The sequence below is a fragment of the Nocardia grenadensis genome (assembly GCF_050942415.1).
In the GTDB taxonomy this organism is placed as follows: domain Bacteria; phylum Actinomycetota; class Actinomycetes; order Mycobacteriales; family Mycobacteriaceae; genus Nocardia; species Nocardia grenadensis.
In genome coordinates, this window is record NZ_CP192054.1 from 5,370,292 (window position 1) to 5,385,219 (window position 14,928).

Consider the following 14,928-nt stretch of genomic DNA (forward strand, 5'->3'; position numbering starts at 1 on the left):
CCTCTCCCGGTCCGGCACTCAGCGCCGGCCGCGCAGATAGTCGCTGACCACCGCGGCGCCGAGCCCGTCCAGGTCGGGAGCCACCACCCGGCCACCGCCGCGCCGAGCCACCAGATCCACGAACGCGGCCAGCCGTGGTTCCTCACCCAGCATGAACACCGAGATCGAGGCGCCCAGCCGCGCCAGCGAATCCACCTGGGTCATGGTGACGGCCAGGGTGCGCCGGTCCGGCGGCCAATTGAAGTAGGAGGTGCCGTCCGGCTCCAGGTGCGCGGTCGGCTCCCCATCGGTCACCACCAGCACCACCGGTACCGCGTCGGGATGTCGGCGCAGATGCCGGCCGGCCAGCAGCAGCGCGTGGTGCAGATTCGTCCCCTGCTCCCAGACCGGTTCCAGTCCGGTCAGTTCCGCTATGTCCACGGTGCCCGCGTGGCGGCCGAAGGTGATCAGCTCCAGAGCGTCGGACCGGAACCAGGTGCTGATCAGGTGCTGTAGGGCCAGCGCCGTGCGCTTCATCGGCACCCAGCGCCCGTCCTGCACCATCGACCACGAGGTGTCGACGCACAGCGCGACCGCCGCCCGCGAGCGCTGTTCGGTCTCGGCGACCTCCACATCCGCCACATCCAGGGATACCGCCCCGCTTCCGGTGGACGCCGAGCGCAATACCGCGTTGCGCACCGTACGCGAGACATCCCACGGCTCGGTATCGCCGAACTGACACGCCCGGCTCGCGCCGGTCGGTTCCCCGGCCGCCCCGGCGAGCGCGGTTTCCCGCTGCCCCTTGCGGCTGCGCAATTTACCGACGATATCCCGGAGCGCGACCTCCCCGAGCCGGCGCAGCGCCTTCGGAGTCAGCCGCAGGGAGCCGTCGGGGGTCCGCTCGAACAGGCCCTGGCGACGCAGTTCCCGTTCCAGCTCGGCCAGCCGGGCCGCGTCCACCCGGGCGTCGGCGCCGAGCTGACGCTCCAGCGCCTCCAGGTCGATATCCTCCAGCCGCGCGCCGGGATAGGACTGGGCGAGCTGGGCGGCGAGTTCGTCGAGTTCGCCCAGATCCTGCATGGCCGCCACGGCCTCGCCCATCCCCAGCGGGTCCTGACCGCGGAAACGCCGCGCCGACTCCCAATCCTGTCCGGGACGTAGCGCACGCAGATTCGCGTCCAGGTCGGCGATCTGCTGGGCTATCCGTGCATCCCCGAAGGCCTGCCCGATCAGCTCGTTCAGTTCGTCCCGCTGTTGCGCCGACATCGAATTCATCATCCGCTGCGCCGCCGCGGCCCGCGCGGCCAGCGCGTCGATCAACTCCTCGGTATCACGCGGATTCTCCGGGAAGAACTCGCCGTGTTCGTTCATGAACTCGACGAACCGCTCGGTGGTGTCCTCCCCGCGGGCGTGGGCCGCGAGCAGCTCGTTGAGGTCCGACATCATCTGCCGGACCCGCTCCACATCCTGCGGCGTCGCGTCCCGCAGCGCCCGTTTCATACCCTGGAAACGGGATTCCAGCAGTTCCTCGCCGAGCAGGTCACGAATCTTCTGATAGTTCTCCCGGCCGGTTTCCGAACGCCAGGAGTATTCGCTCAGTTCGTTCACCGCTTTCGCGATGCTCGACGGGAGCGCCTCCAATTGCATTTCGGCGAAGCGCGCGTCGTCGGACGGGTCCGGGAACAGCGCGCGCCGCTCCGCGTCCAAAGCCCGGTCCAGCAGCTCCCGGACCTGCTGCAGGGTGCCGTCCAGGCGGTGGGAGCGCGAGATCTCGGCCCGCTTCTCCCACAGGCGACGGGTCAGTTCTTCCAGTCCGGGCATACCGGATGTTCCCCGCCGCAACAGCTCCTCGAGCGCCGAACGCGGCGAGGAACCCTCCATCACCTCGCGCCCGATCTCCGCCAGCGCCTCGCGCAGATCCAGCGGAGGCGCCAGCGGATCGGGCCCTTCGTGATAAGGCCCATAGGAATATCGGTCCGCGGCTGTCATCACACCTCTTCGAAACCGGGTGTCGCGGTCATCCGCCGTACACCGCGCTGCCCTCGGCGTCGGAGTCCTTGGCCACCTGGCGCGCCAGATACAGGGACTCCAGGGCGAATTCGACGGCCGCGGCGATCCGCTGTGGCGGATCACCCGCCGCCACGCCGAGTCGCAGCGCCACCTCGTGCAGGACGGGAAGCTCCGGTAGCGCGGACAGGACCTGCGCGCCGGGTACCCGTTCACCCGTGATCACCAGATGTCCCTCGTCCACGGCGTCGGCCAGCGGCCGCAGATCCAATCCGCCGAGCCGCTCCCGCGCGGTATCGGCGAAGGCACGCCGCAGCATATGGGTGAGATGCTCCTGTTCGCGGCCCTCCTCGCCGGATTCGAACTCCAGCTTCCCGCGCAGCACGGCCGGCACCGATTCCAGGTCGACCGGCCGGGCCACCGCGGGGTTCTCCCCGGTCAGCGCGGATCGCCGCAGGGCGGCCGCGGCCACGGTCTCCGCGGCCGCCACCGCGAACCGGGCCGAAACTCCGGAACGCTGATCGATGGCCGGGGATTCGCGCAGCCGCCGGACGAACCGGGCCAGCACCTCGATCAGCGGGTCACCCACCTCGGCGACCAGCTCGGCTTCCTGCCGCACCAGCGCCATCTCGGCCTCGACGGTCAGCGGATAGTGCGTCCGGATCTCGGCGCCGAAGCGGTCCTTCAACGGGGTGATGATCCGGCCGCGGTTGGTGTAATCCTCGGGGTTGGCGGTCGCCACCAGCACCACATCCAGCGGTAGCCGCAGCGTATAGCCGCGCACCTGGATATCACGCTCCTCCATGACGTTCAGCAGCGCGACCTGGATACGTTCGGCGAGGTCGGGCAGTTCGTTGACGGCCACGATGCCCCGGTGCGCCCGCGGCACCAGGCCGAAGTGGATGGTTTCCGGATCGCCGAGGCTGCGACCCTCGGCAACCTTCACCGGATCGACATCGCCGATCAGGTCGCCCACCGAGGTATCGGGGGTGGCGAGCTTTTCGGCATAACGCTCGCTACGGTGCCGCCACGTCACGGGTAGGTCGTCACCGAGTTCGGCCGCCAGCCGCCGGCCCTGCGGACTGATCGGTTCCAGCGGGTGTTCGCCCATCTCGGCGCCCGCGATCACCGGGGTCCATTCGTCGAGCAGTTCGACAACGGTCCGCAGTAGCCGGGTCTTGCCCTGGCCCCGCTCGCCCAGCAGCACCACATCGTGACCCGCCAGCAGCGCGCGCTCCAGCTGTGGCAGTACGGTCCGCTCGAAGCCGACGATCCCGGGCCACGGATCCTCCCCCGAGGCCAGCCGGGCCAGCAGATTCTCCCGGATCTCGGCTTTTACACTCCGCGGCGCGTACCCGGCCGCCCGCAACGCGCCCGCGGTGGCGGGCAGCTCTGATGACGCAGTCACCTCATCGACGCTACGACGATTTCCTCCATCGGTCGACAGATGGCACGCCGTATTCGCCGCTCGGCGTAGGTTCGCGGGCAGTCCGGGGCGTCAGGCGACCTCGGAGCCCAGCCGCTGCCGCAGTGTGTCGAGACCGTCTCCGTGCAGGTCGGCGGCCGCGACACCGCGCGCCGAGGCGATGAGCAGCAGTGACAGCGGCGGACCGCGCATCTGCGGCCCCGGACCCCGCGGTGAACTCGGCGTCGTCGGACACCGGCGTGAGCCCGGCAACTGTCGATCCTCGGTCGCCTACGACCTTTCGACCGCCGACGATCAGTCGTGTGCCGCGCCCGACAGCCGTGCCTCGTCCCAGAGTCGCCGCAGGATCGTCCCCGCCGGATCCGGCGCCGCCTTGCGGAAGCCCGTACCCGCCCAGAGCGCCATATCCTCCGCGCCGTCCCGCTCGGCCGCGGCCGCCCGAATAGCGCTGGTGAGGTGGTGGATCTGCGGGTACGCGGCGGGCGCCGTGCCGTACTCGGCGATGAAACCGTTGGCCAGCCCGCGAGCGGGGCGGCCGGAGAATACGCGCGTCACGACCGTCCGGTCGAACCGCGGATCCGCGAGGGCGTTCTTGTGCGCGGCCTTGGCGCCGGATTCGGCGCTGCGCAGGAACGCCGTACCCAGTTGCGCGGCGACCGCCCCGTGCGCGAGTACCTCCACGATCCGCGCCCCGTCGGAGATACCGCCCGCCGCGACCACCGGTAGCGGACACCACGCGGTGATCTCGTCGAGCAGGTCGGTCAGCGAGGCGGTGCCCGGCTCGTCCTCGACCCGGTAGGTGCCCCGATGGCCGCCGCTCTCGGGCCCCTGCAGGCAGAGCGCGTCGACGCCCACCTCCACCGCGGCCCGGGCCTCGTCCGGGCCGGTCACGGTCGCGACCACCGCTGCTCCCGCCGCACGCAGCCGCCGCACGGTGTCCACCGGCGGCAGGCCGAAGGTCAGTGAGACCACCGGCACCCGCTGTTCGACGACCAGATCCACCTTCTCGTCGAACCGGTCGTCGTCGAACTCCCGGACGGCGGGTACCTCGAGTCCGTACTGCCGGGCCGTCGTCCGCAGCCTGTCCCGGTACTGCTCCACCGCCGCGGCATCGTAGGAGGCGCGCTGCGGCACGAAGAGGTTCACCCCGAACGGCGCGTCCGTACCGGCCCGTACCCGGCGGATCTGCTCGGCCACCGCCCCGGGTGTCTTGTACCCGGCTGCCAGAAAACCCAGTCCGCCCGCTTCCCCCACGCTCACCACCAGCTCGGGCGTCGACGGCCCACCCGCCATCGGCGCCGCCACGATCGGCACAGCGAGATCTCCGAATCCGAACACGATCCACCTCCACGGTCGATACCGAATCGAACGGTTCCCAGCCTCCTCACCGGCCGGCACCGGGCGATCACCGGGTGGCCCCGCTGTTCCCTGCGTCACGGCCTCCGCCGCCGCGGGGTCCTCATCTCACAAGGTGACGATCGGGAGTTGCTGAACACCGCCCACACATCGTGGTACCGGGTGCCGTGGGAGGCCGCCGGATTCGGGTTCGTGGTACCGCCCCTTCCTCCCTGGTGCACGGGACGTCCGGCGCGCCGGGCCGGGCCGGGAGCCGGCACGCGGGAATCGCCCGAAACGGGTGAACCGTGCAGCCGTGCACGGCGGTCTGCGCAAGGCATAATTCCGGTGACCGTGGCGCATTCCCGTGACGTCGCGCCTCCCTTCCCGCAGGAGAAGAGGGTATGTCCGACTCGAGTACGTACCTCGTAGAACGCGCGACCAGGATAGCCGCGCCGGAGCCCCGGATCCGCGCCCTCATCGACGACTTCCACCACTGGCGCGATTGGTCGCCCTGGGAGGACGCCGATCCCGATCTGCGGCGCACCTACTCCGGTCCGGGGTCGGGAGTGGGCGCCCGCTACGACTGGGAGGGCAACCGGAAGGCGGGCGCCGGGACGATGACGATCACCGCCTCCGAGCCCGGCCGGGTCGAGCTCGACCTGGCCTTCCGCAAACCGTTCGAGAGCCACAACGAGGTGACCTTCCTCTTGGTGCCTTCCGGGGAGACCACCACGGTGACGTGGCGGATGACCGGCCGCAAGAACCTGTTCTTCAAAGTGGTCGGTTTCCTGTTCCCCATGGACCGCTTCATCGGCCCGGATTTCGAAAAGGGGCTGGTGCGGTTGAAGGGACGGGCCGAGGCCGGGATCTGAACCCGGCACGTTCGGGCCGCGGCGGAAGCCGGAACGAGGAACAGCGGCGCGGTCGCGTCGAGTTCCTCGCGACCGCGCTGCCGGATCGGCGTGTCCGGCCGATCCGGTTCACCGGGCCGTCCGGCCGTCGGGTTTCGACGGGTCCGACCGATTCGGTCACCCGGCCGATCGGCCGGCGTCGGATTTCGAGGGGTCCGGCGCGGAGAAACCGGTGACCCGTTCGGGTGTCACGCGGACGATGAACCGGCGGATGGTGTCAGGCTCCGGCGGCGGCTGTTCGCCGAGATACTTCCGGGACAGTCGCAACGGTAGCGATTTGCCCGGATCCTCGATCAGTTCGGCGGTGCCCTGGATATCCACTGAGCGGTACGGGTTCGTGGCATCCAGAACGGTGAGCGAGATCCGCGGATCGCGCGCCAGATTGCGCACCTTGCGGCGGGTGGTCGTCGAACTGAACAGGATGGAGTCGCCCTCCCGGTCCATCCAGACCACCGAGGTCTGGGGGCGGCCGTCCGGGTCGATCGTCGCCACGGTGGCGAAATTCTTCCCGTCCAGCAGGCGGCGGGCCTCGGCGGGCAATTCGATCGTCATATCGGTTCCTTCGTGTCGTTCCGGTTCGGTCGGATATCGGTGCGGGATCGGAGCCGGGGTCAGGAACGAGCCGCGGCGGGCGCGTTGACCGGGAGGGCGGCCGTCGGGGCCGGGCGCAGCACGGTGACCGCCACTGTCAGTGCGGCCACCAGCAGACCGGCGGCGACGGCGAAGGCGGTGCGGTATCCGCCGGTCGATGCCTCGGCATCGGAGGCACCGGCCGCCGCCAGGGCGCCGGTGCGGGAGGCGGCGAGGGTGGTCAGTACAGCGACGCCGAGCGCCATACCGATCTGCTGGGTGGTGTTGAACAGACCGGAGATCAGCCCCGCGTCATCGGCCGCGGCACCGGACATGCCGAGCGCGGTGAGTGCCGGGAGCACCAGCCCGAATCCGGCGATCAGCGCCATCGCCGGCAGCAGGTCGACCGGGTAGGAGGCATGCACCGGCACACTCGCGAGCCGGATCATGGCGGCCAACAGGAGCAGCAGGCCCGCGATCAGCACGGCGCGCTCACCGAAGCGGAGGGTGAGGCGGGCCGAGACGAACAGCGCCACCCCGCCGATCGCCACGGCCGCCGGCAACATGGCCAGCCCGGTCTCCAGCGCCGCGTAACCGAGGACCCGCTGGAGATACAGCGCCAGCAGCACTTGGAAGGCGAACATGGCCGAAACCGTCAGCATCTGCACGAGATTCGCCCCGGCTACAGCCCGCGAACGGAAGATCCGCAGTGGCAGCAGCGGGTCGGCGACCCGGGATTGCCGGATGACGAACGCGGCCAGCAGTACCAGCGATACGGCCGCGAGGGCGAGCGTGCGCGGCGAAGTCCCGCCGTGGCTCTCGATCCCGACCACCGTGTAGATACCCAGCATCAGCCCGGCGGTGACCAGGGTGGCGCCGAGCAGATCCGCCCGGCGCACACCGCCCTCGGCCCGATCCGCCGGCAGCACCGCGAACGCCAGGGCCACCGTGGCCAGCCCGATCGGCACATTGATCAGGAAGATCCAGTGCCAGCCGGAGGTGTCGGTCAGCACCCCGCCCAGTACCTGGCCGATCGCGGCACCGGCGGCGCCGGTGAAACCGAAGACCCCGATGGCGACTTTGCGCTGCCGGTTGTCGGTGAACAGGGTGACCAGAATGCCCAGCGCGACGCCGGAGGCGAATGCGCTGCCCACGCCCTGGAGGAAGCGGGCGCCGATAAGCAATGCGGGGGTGGTGGCCGCCCCGGCGACAAGGGAGGCCGCGGTGAACACCGCGTTCCCGACCAGGAATATCGTCTTGCGGCCGAGCAGATCGCCGAGGCGTCCGCCCAGCAGCAGTAGCCCGCCGAAGGCGATCAGGTAGGCGTTGACCGTCCAGCTCGATCCGGCCGAGCCGAATCCCAGATCACGCTGGATCTCCGGGAGCGCCACGGTGACGATGCTGCCGTCCAGGACGGTCATCAGGGTGGCTGCCGACAGCACGGCGAGGGCGAGACGTGCGTGGGTACTCATGGTGTTCTCCTGTCCGAAACCCGACAGGAGAGACTGTAATAGATAGTTTTGTTGCAGACAATCTATTGGAGATCTATTGCCGCGCGCGGCGCGCCGTCGACGGCGCTTCCACCACCTCGGCGAGATACCCCTCGGTCAGATTCCGCAACGCACGCACCAGAACCTCCCGCTCCCCCGCCGGCAGCGAGCCGAGTGTCGCGCTGTGCACCCCGTCGACGATCCGCTGACTGCGCTCGGCGACCTCCCGCCCCTTATCGGTGACGGCGATGATGCGGGCCCGCCGGTCCGCCGCGGACGGCCGCCGTTCGGCGAGCCCGGCCCGCTCCAGCGCGTCGACGGTGACCACCATCGTGGTCTTGTCCATATCCCCGATCGCCGCGAGTTGCGCCTGGGTCCGCTCCTCCTCCAGGGCGTGCACGAGCACGCAGTGCATGCGGGCGGTGAGTCCGATCTCCGCCAGCGCCGCCGCCATTCGGGTGCGCAGGACGTGACTGGTGCGGTCGAGCAGGAACGACAGGTCCGGTTCGGCGCGGACGGGAGCCATTGCGGTCATACCTTCATGATAGTTCCGTTGCAGACTTTCTACGGCAGCTGAAGATCACCGCTCCGAAGCAGGGCGCTTTCCGATCATCCGTTCCGGCCTTCCGGACAGGGGCGACCGACCTCCGGGCCGGGTGCGGAACACGCCGCGACAGCCACCCTGCTCCTGGAACCCGACGCCCACCCGGCCGCCAAACCCCTCGAGAACGCGCTGGTAGAGGACGGAGTCCCGTTCACCTCCGCGCGGTCGACGATATCCACGCCGAGCACGAGAGACTGCAAGCGCTAGGCGTGCGCTTCACCCAGACCCGGTGGACCACGGGCCGGTGACCACCGCGGTCCTCGACGACACCTGCGGCAACCTCATCCAGATCGCCGAGCACAAGGACCGACTTCCCGGCGGCGGTACGCAGGCGGGATTTACTGCCTGTGGGCACCGGACGCCCTACGCCGCGCCACGGTAGCCGACATACTCGGGTGCGGAACTGGCCACTCGGCAGGTCGAGGAGAAGAAGTGCAGACGAGTACTGTTCTCGCGGACCTCTTGCGGAAACAAGTACTGCCCGAGGTCGGCCGGCCGGTCGCGGACGCAGCGGACTACACGGCGACGGAGATACGCAGAGTGGGCGGCACACTCAACAATGAAGTGGCGCCACGCACCCTGGGAGCCGATGCGGAGGGCGCCCGCCTTGTCGGACACGCGAGCACCGACGACCCGGCCGCTGCCGGCCTCGACGACGTGACCGCGGTGATCGAACAGCGATCGGCCGAACTGGGCTTGCGTTCGGCAGCAGAACGCGCGCTGGAATCGAGCCTGCTCATCGACGAACCACTGCACCGAATGGCCCTGATCCGCGACCAACCACACCCGGAACTACTATTCGGCGACGGTGAATGGGCCGGCTACCTGGACGCCCGCGCGTTCGCCCGGCGGCACGGCTCCGGGGAGCTGTCCATATCATTCCTCACCGAACTCCACCAGCGCCTGGCGCGCTTCTCCCCCGACGGGACCGGTGGAGTCTTCGCCGATCGCGAGCGCTGGGGTACCCAGAGCCGTCGGCTCACCGACGAGGAGATCGCGCAGGTCGAGGCGAACCCGCACCTGGAATACCTGCCACCGGGCACCGGTGGCTTCCTCCTCGACGGCGGCTTGAGATACCTCATTTCGACACCGGACGCCGCGCGGGCGAAACTCGAATCCCTGTGCGACTGGTATCGGAATGTCCGGGGCGGGGCCGGTTTCGATCCCTATGCCCTCGCCGCCGAACTCCAGCAGCGCGCGGTATCGATCCACCCCTGGCAGGACTACAACGGCCGGTTCTCCCGCCTGCTGATGAACTGGTCGCTCGAATGCGACGGCCTGTCCCCGGCCGCGCTGCACGATTTCGACAAGGACGTCTTCTCCACCACATCGGATTGGGCGGACGCGGTACGAACCGGCAGCCAAGATTTCGCGGTGCGGGCACATCGGCTGGAAACCGGTGCGGGCGAGATGGAACCGGTCGAATTGTTCGACCTGGACGGAGATTACGAACACTACCGTGCGCTCGGCCGGTCCACGGCCCCGTTCGACTGCGGCGACCACCAGGATATCGAGGGCTGCCGCAGGCAACTCGACCAATTGCGCGCGACGCCCCGGGATTCCTAGCGAGAGCGTCGAGCGCCGACGCCTCGCCGCCCCCGACCATCACGACCGGCTACGCGTCGTACCCGTATCCGACGGCCGGGCGAATTCCGCCGCCAGGGCCGTGCTTCGAGCGGCCGGCGGGACGATCGCGTGCGATCCGCGATCGCGGGCCGGGATCCAGCCTGTCTTCGCCTCCGGACGGACGCCGACACGATGCGGCGACCGCGCGCGGGCAGCAGCACCGGGGACTGCGGCCGGATCAGGACTTGCGACCGACCGCGGCGTAGCCGGGCACCTACGTGTCCATCGACTTACGGAGGCCGCGCGAGGATCGCGCCGGTGCACGCCCCGGCGCCGGCGGTGGCGGAGTTCTGCCAGGATGACCGCATGAGAACCATGGCCCGCTCCGGCACGATCTCCGCCGGGACTCTGGTTCTGCTGGCCGCCCTGTATTTCGCGCAGGGGCTGCCGTACGGGTTCTTCACCCAGGCGCTGCCGGTGGTCCTCCGCGAATCCGGTTTCTCGCTGATCGAGATCAGCGCCACCGGAATCCTGTTCGCACCGTGGGCGCTGAAATTCCTGTGGGCGCCCTACGTCGACCATTACGGCACCCGTCGGCAGTGGCTGCTGACGCTGCAACTCGCCGCGTCGGCGGTGACGCTCGGCCTCGCCTGCCTGGACCTGTCGGCCTCCCTGCGCTGGCTGCTGGTGGGCATCGCGGTGGTCAACGCGATATCGGCGACCCAGGACGTCGCCACCGACGGGCTCGCCGTCCAACTTCTCGGTCCTCGGCAGCGCGGCCTGGGCAACGGTATCCAGGTCGGCGCGTACCGGATCGGCATGATCGTCGGTGGCGGCGCGCTGCTCTGGCTCTTCGCGCTCGCGGGGTGGCGCGTCCTGTTCGTCGTGATGTCGCTTCTGCTGCTGCTCACGGCGATTCCGGTGTGGTGGTCACCGCGGACCACGATCCGCAGTACATCGGAGAAGGCGCCGTCGAGCCCGGGCCGGTTGCCGATCGGATGGTGGCAGCGGCTGCGTCGGCCGGGCATGCTCGCGTTCATCCTGCTCATCGGCGGCTTCAAATTCGGCGATTCGATGGGTTCGGCGATGGTCGGCCCGTTCATGTCCGACACCGGACTCACCCTTGGGCAGATCGCCCTGGTCAAAGGGGCCCTGTCCTCCGCCGGCGCGCTCGCGGGCGCGGCCCTGGGCGGCTGGCTGTGCTATCGGCACGGCCGGCGACGCGCCCTGCTGATCGGCGGTGTCACACAGACCCTGAGCCTGGCTCTGTACCTGCTCGCCGCACTGGGCATCGGCGGCTTCGAGTTGATCGTCACCGCGAGCCTGGCCGAACACATCCTCGGCGGCGCCGCGACCGTGGCAGTGTTCACCCTCATGATGGACGCCGCCGATCCCGACCATGCCGGCAGCGACTACACACTGCTGGCCTGCGCGATTGTGGTGGTACAGGGTATCGCGGGGTTCGCGGCGGGGACGGTCGGTGAACTGCTCGGGTATCCGGCACTGTTCGGGTCGAGCCTGGTGCTGTCGGGAATCGGCTGCGCGGTGTTGCTCATCGCGACGGACCGGGGCGCGGGGCCGGCGGGGGTACACGCGGTGTGGGCAGCACACGGTCGCCGCCCGATCGAGCAGAGCCCGACCCGCTGACCGCACGTACGAGAGAACCATTCACAGTCCAACCTCACCGCGGCTCACGCCGCCGCCGGAACTCGGGGCGCCCAGTTCAGTTCGCTGCCAGCAGACCCGTGAGCACTCGGCCCAGTAAGAGTTCGAAAAGGTCACCCGGATGCTCCGCGTCACGGTTCGAGGCGGCGAGCGCTGCCGCCAGATACGGATGACCGCCCGCCTCGGCGGCCCTGTGCACATACGCCACCTGGGCGGTACGGCGCGATTTGTTCGCGGTCCACTCGGCGAACTCGGCGCGAGCGAACTGCTGGGCGAGCGCGTTCAGTACCGCGACTGTTTGCAGTTTCACCTGTTCGGGCACGTCGACGGAGGCCATTGCCCGGAGCGCGTACTCGAGATAGTCGATACCGCGCGGGCCGAGGCGTAACGGCTCGACCGGAATATCGGCCAGCCACGGATATTTCAGGTACACATTCTTCGCCCGGACGCCCAGTGCGGTGAGGTCGTCGATCACCGCGCCGGTCAGCGCCACCCCGAAGTCCATCTCGCCGGCGGCGACGTCGGCCATGAGGTCGAGTACATCGTCCCTGCCGGATACGTAGCGATACAACGCCGATTGGCTCACCCCGAGCCGCTGCGCGATCCGGCGCGTGGACACAGCGGCCAACCCGCCCTGCCCGGCGAGTTCGATGGCGGCGGCCGCGAGTTCCTCCCGGCTGTGCGCGGGGGCGGGTCCGCGCCTGCCGTCGGATCGCTCCCAGACCGTCAGGTCGGTCTTCCCGGACTGTGCCACTCGCCCTACCCCTCCGTTCAACGGCGCCTGCCAGGCCCTATTCTAAACTGCGTTCAGTGAACACTATTTATGGGAGGTACCGAATGCCGGCACAAGGAGCCTGGGAACCGCGAGGCTGGGCGCGGAACGGCGCGGTACGCCTCGCGTTCGACCGGTACATGCCGGAGCGAGGCGGGGAACCGCTGCTGATCGCCACCGGGCTGGGTGCGAACCGGCACTGGATCCCCGACGGATTCTGCGAGCAACTGACCGAACACGGTTTCGCCGTGGCGCGATACGACCAGCGCGACGGCGGCGAATCCACCCACCTGCCGCCGACGGCCGTACGAAACCCCATCACGGCGCTGCTCACCCGGCGCGGTGCGAACTACACCGCCGAAGACATGACGGACGACGCGGTCGCGGTGCTCGACGAACTGGGCTGGCACTCGGCACATGTACTCGGGGTATCCCTCGGCGGCGCGGTGGTGCAGCGCCTCGCCCTCCGGCACCCCGGCCGGGTGCGGACCCTCACCTCGGCCGACGCTGTCCCCGGCGACGTCACCGGACTGCGCGCCCTCCGCTACATCCGGTTGCGCACCCTCGCGAAATTCGCCCGGGTGCAGTTCCCCGACACCCCGGACGGCGCGATCGACGCAGGCGTCACGGTAGCGAAACTGCTCGCCTCACCGCGCCACGAATTCGACGAAGCCGCTGTACGAGCGCGGTTGGCAGCCCGGCCGGACAGCGGAATCCACGACGCGCAGGCCCAGAGCCGGCAGATCGGGGCACAGTGGAGCGGCCCGCCGATCACCGAGATCACCCGGCCCACCCTGGTAGTGCACGGCGAAGACGACCCCCTCATCAAGCCCGGCACCGCACGTGCCATCGCGTACCGCATACCCGGCGCTCGTCTGCTCGTACTTCCCGGAATGGGGCACGACCTGCCCGAACACGCGTGGAAGCCGCTCGCCGAGGCAGTCCGCGAGCTGGCGGACGGGAGCGCAGGATGAATTCGGCCGAACCGCGCACGGCCACCGACGCCCGGACCGCGCTCTCGTGCTCGATCTTCGGGCGGACGCGAGGCAGCCGCCGGTGCGTTGGCAGCCGGGCAGCCCGGCAGTGCGTTATCGTCGGCACCCCGATGGACACACCGACTGTCCGGGAGACGTCCTGATGTTCGGTACCGACCCGATACGCGGTAGCAGGGAGGGATTGTGGACATAACCCAGCTGATCCTCGACGACCACCACGAGCAGCGGCGGCTCTTCGCGATCCTGGAACAGATCGATCGCCGGGAGACCGGCGTGCTCTCCGCGATCTGGAACAGGCTGGCGGCCTTCCTCGAACTCCACGCGCAGGCGGAGGAGGAGATCTTCTATCCCGCGCTCCTCCAGGTGGGTATCGCGGCCCGGCGCACGGCCGGAGTGGAGGCGGAGACCATCGACGCTGTCCACGACCACAACGACATCAGGGACGCGGTCGCCGAAGTGGCACGTCATCGGGTCGGCAGCGATGACTGGTACACGGCCGTGGCGGCGGCGAACACGGCCAACAGCGACCATATGGCCGAGGAAGAGCGCGAGGGCCTGACCGATTTCCGCCGTCTGTCGGGGTTGTCGCATCGCCATCGCCTGGCCGTCGCCTTCGCCGCGTACGAGGCGCGGAACTACGCGGGCGTCCGCCCGGTCGACAAGGATCCCGTCGGCTATGTCCGCACAGCGGAGAAAGAGCTGCGGACCACCCCGAGCGGATCCCTGAGTGTCGGCACCCTGAAGCGTGCCCGCCCTCGCGACGCGGACTCTCCGGCCGGCTGAGCCGCAGGTTCCGGCAATGACGACTCGGCGGTGCCGGCGTCGGAGATCAGGATCCGCATTGCCGTGCCTCGCGTTCTCGGACGCGGATCGGCGAACGGGTGACGATCCGCGGCACTACTCTGCGCGGCTGCCACGACCTGTGTCTTGAAGAAACGTCAGCGGCGCGGGCAGCGATCGCCCCGGCTTCACTCTTCCAGGGTCATATGCAGTAGCGGATACGGCCTTCCCGCTTCGTCGTGGTCACTGCGTCCGGCGACCACGAACCCACGCCGCGTATAGAAGCGCACCGCCTGTTCATTCTGTTCGTTCACGTCGACCCGCCGCACCCCCTGTTCGCGGACCGCGTGTGCGAGCAACTCGCTTCCGGCACCGCACCCCCGGGCGTCGGCCGCAACGAAAAGCATTTCGAGGCTGTCGCCGGCCGTCCCGGAAAAAGCGACCACTCTTCCGTCGACCTCCATGACCGTGAGCCGGACCTGGGGAAAGTACGTATCGATCAACCGACTCTCGATGTCCACGCGGTCGTCTTCCGCCAGAAAGTGGTGGGTCGCCACCACCGCACCGCGCCACACATCGACCAAGCGGCCGTACTCGGCCGCACCGAGACAGTCACGCAGGCGTGATCGTGGCGACGGGCTCGTCTCCGCTCGCAGGCTTTCATCCATACCGGAACTCCATCACGTCGCTGCCGGCCGGTACCACGCCGCCGTCGGCCACGACGTGGTCCTGCCTGTCTCTCCGACCTTGCCCGCCGCCCTTCGCCGCAGCCATGGATACCGCCACGAACGCGGGCTCGCAGCGGCGACCACGTCGGCCGCGCCG

13 protein-coding genes and 1 pseudogene are annotated in these 14,928 nt (G+C 69.4%); 6 read left to right on the forward strand and 8 right to left on the reverse strand.

All coding sequences use genetic code 11. The features are described 5' to 3' along the window. Positions 1-18: 18 nt before the first annotated feature. The 3 genes from ACQPYS_RS24630 to ACQPYS_RS24640 all read right to left on the reverse strand — a co-directional run bounded on the left by ACQPYS_RS24630 (position 19) and on the right by ACQPYS_RS24640 (position 4,750). Complete coding sequence (locus ACQPYS_RS24630; RefSeq protein ID WP_433490941.1) at positions 19-1,968, reverse strand: hypothetical protein; 1,950 nt, start codon at positions 1,966-1,968, stop codon at positions 19-21. Positions 1,969-1,996: 28 nt separating this feature from the next. After that, complete coding sequence (locus ACQPYS_RS24635) at positions 1,997-3,394, reverse strand: sigma 54-interacting transcriptional regulator (protein ID WP_433490942.1); 1,398 nt, start codon at positions 3,392-3,394, stop codon at positions 1,997-1,999. Positions 3,395-3,706: 312 nt separating this feature from the next. Beyond that, positions 3,707-4,750 carry a nitronate monooxygenase gene (locus tag ACQPYS_RS24640; RefSeq protein WP_433490943.1) on the reverse strand — a complete coding sequence of 348 codons (1,044 nt, stop codon included), beginning with the start codon at positions 4,748-4,750 and terminating at the stop codon, positions 3,707-3,709. Positions 4,751-5,151: 401 nt separating this feature from the next. On the opposite strand from ACQPYS_RS24640, the gene ACQPYS_RS24645 reads away from it, so the two are divergent. Then, positions 5,152-5,622, forward strand: coding sequence for an SRPBCC family protein (locus tag ACQPYS_RS24645; RefSeq protein WP_063037342.1), 471 nt, complete (start codon positions 5,152-5,154; stop codon positions 5,620-5,622). A gap of 156 nt (positions 5,623-5,778) precedes the next feature. Here the strand turns inward: ACQPYS_RS24645 and ACQPYS_RS24650 are convergent, their stop codons facing one another. The 3 genes from ACQPYS_RS24650 to ACQPYS_RS24660 form a co-directional block, all read right to left on the reverse strand. Next, complete coding sequence (locus tag ACQPYS_RS24650) at positions 5,779-6,213, reverse strand: PPOX class F420-dependent oxidoreductase (RefSeq protein ID WP_063037340.1); 435 nt, start codon at positions 6,211-6,213, stop codon at positions 5,779-5,781. A 59-nt stretch (positions 6,214-6,272) separates the two neighbouring features. Next, on the reverse strand, positions 6,273-7,703 hold the full coding sequence (locus ACQPYS_RS24655; RefSeq protein ID WP_433490944.1) for an MFS transporter: 1,431 nt from the start codon (positions 7,701-7,703) through the stop codon (positions 6,273-6,275). Positions 7,704-7,776: 73 nt separating this feature from the next. Beyond that, positions 7,777-8,256 carry a MarR family winged helix-turn-helix transcriptional regulator gene (locus tag ACQPYS_RS24660; RefSeq protein WP_063037336.1) on the reverse strand — a complete coding sequence of 160 codons (480 nt, stop codon included), beginning with the start codon at positions 8,254-8,256 and terminating at the stop codon, positions 7,777-7,779. 147 nt (positions 8,257-8,403) lie between these two features. On the opposite strand from ACQPYS_RS24660, the pseudogene ACQPYS_RS24665 reads away from it, so the two are divergent. From ACQPYS_RS24665 to ACQPYS_RS24675, 3 genes and pseudogenes are all read left to right on the forward strand, one after another. Then, a pseudogene (locus ACQPYS_RS24665) lies at positions 8,404-8,707 on the forward strand (VOC family protein); the annotation flags it as partial. Between the two features lie 50 nt (positions 8,708-8,757). Beyond that, positions 8,758-9,891 carry a Fic family protein gene (locus tag ACQPYS_RS24670; protein WP_433490945.1) on the forward strand — a complete coding sequence of 378 codons (1,134 nt, stop codon included), beginning with the start codon at positions 8,758-8,760 and terminating at the stop codon, positions 9,889-9,891. Between the two features lie 366 nt (positions 9,892-10,257). Next, entirely contained in the window at positions 10,258-11,538 is a 1,281-nt protein-coding gene (locus tag ACQPYS_RS24675; protein ID WP_433490946.1) for an MFS transporter, read from the forward strand. Between the two features lie 76 nt (positions 11,539-11,614). Here ACQPYS_RS24675 and ACQPYS_RS24680 read toward each other — a convergent pair whose 3' ends face one another. Next, the gene (locus ACQPYS_RS24680; RefSeq protein WP_433490947.1) at positions 11,615-12,310 is read right to left on the reverse strand and encodes a TetR/AcrR family transcriptional regulator; all 696 of its coding nucleotides are present in this window, start codon (positions 12,308-12,310) and stop codon (positions 11,615-11,617) included. A gap of 83 nt (positions 12,311-12,393) precedes the next feature. On the opposite strand from ACQPYS_RS24680, the gene ACQPYS_RS24685 reads away from it, so the two are divergent. Then, positions 12,394-13,302, forward strand: a complete 909-nt coding sequence (locus ACQPYS_RS24685; RefSeq protein WP_433490948.1) for an alpha/beta fold hydrolase — start codon at positions 12,394-12,396, stop codon at positions 13,300-13,302. A gap of 204 nt (positions 13,303-13,506) precedes the next feature. Further along, complete coding sequence (locus ACQPYS_RS24690) at positions 13,507-14,106, forward strand: hemerythrin domain-containing protein (RefSeq protein WP_063037332.1); 600 nt, start codon at positions 13,507-13,509, stop codon at positions 14,104-14,106. Positions 14,107-14,291: 185 nt separating this feature from the next. On the opposite strand, the gene ACQPYS_RS24695 is transcribed toward ACQPYS_RS24690, so the two are convergent. Further along, entirely contained in the window at positions 14,292-14,771 is a 480-nt protein-coding gene (locus ACQPYS_RS24695) for a GNAT family N-acetyltransferase (protein ID WP_063037330.1), read from the reverse strand. Positions 14,772-14,928 lie beyond the last annotated feature (157 nt).

Coding starts and splice junctions, on each gene's coding strand:
- ACQPYS_RS24650 (WP_063037340.1), bottom strand. CDS start 6,213: ATGACGATCGAATTGCCCGCCGAGGCCCGCCGCCTGCTGGACGGGAAG.
- ACQPYS_RS24630 (WP_433490941.1), bottom strand. CDS start 1,968: ATGACAGCCGCGGACCGATATTCCTATGGGCCTTATCACGAAGGGCCC.
- ACQPYS_RS24695 (WP_063037330.1), bottom strand. CDS start 14,771: ATGGATGAAAGCCTGCGAGCGGAGACGAGCCCGTCGCCACGATCACGC.
- ACQPYS_RS24645 (WP_063037342.1), top strand. CDS start 5,152: ATGTCCGACTCGAGTACGTACCTCGTAGAACGCGCGACCAGGATAGCC.
- ACQPYS_RS24660 (WP_063037336.1), bottom strand. CDS start 8,256: ATGACCGCAATGGCTCCCGTCCGCGCCGAACCGGACCTGTCGTTCCTG.
- ACQPYS_RS24655 (WP_433490944.1), bottom strand. CDS start 7,703: ATGAGTACCCACGCACGTCTCGCCCTCGCCGTGCTGTCGGCAGCCACC.
- ACQPYS_RS24685 (WP_433490948.1), top strand. CDS start 12,394: ATGCCGGCACAAGGAGCCTGGGAACCGCGAGGCTGGGCGCGGAACGGC.
- ACQPYS_RS24675 (WP_433490946.1), top strand. CDS start 10,258: ATGAGAACCATGGCCCGCTCCGGCACGATCTCCGCCGGGACTCTGGTT.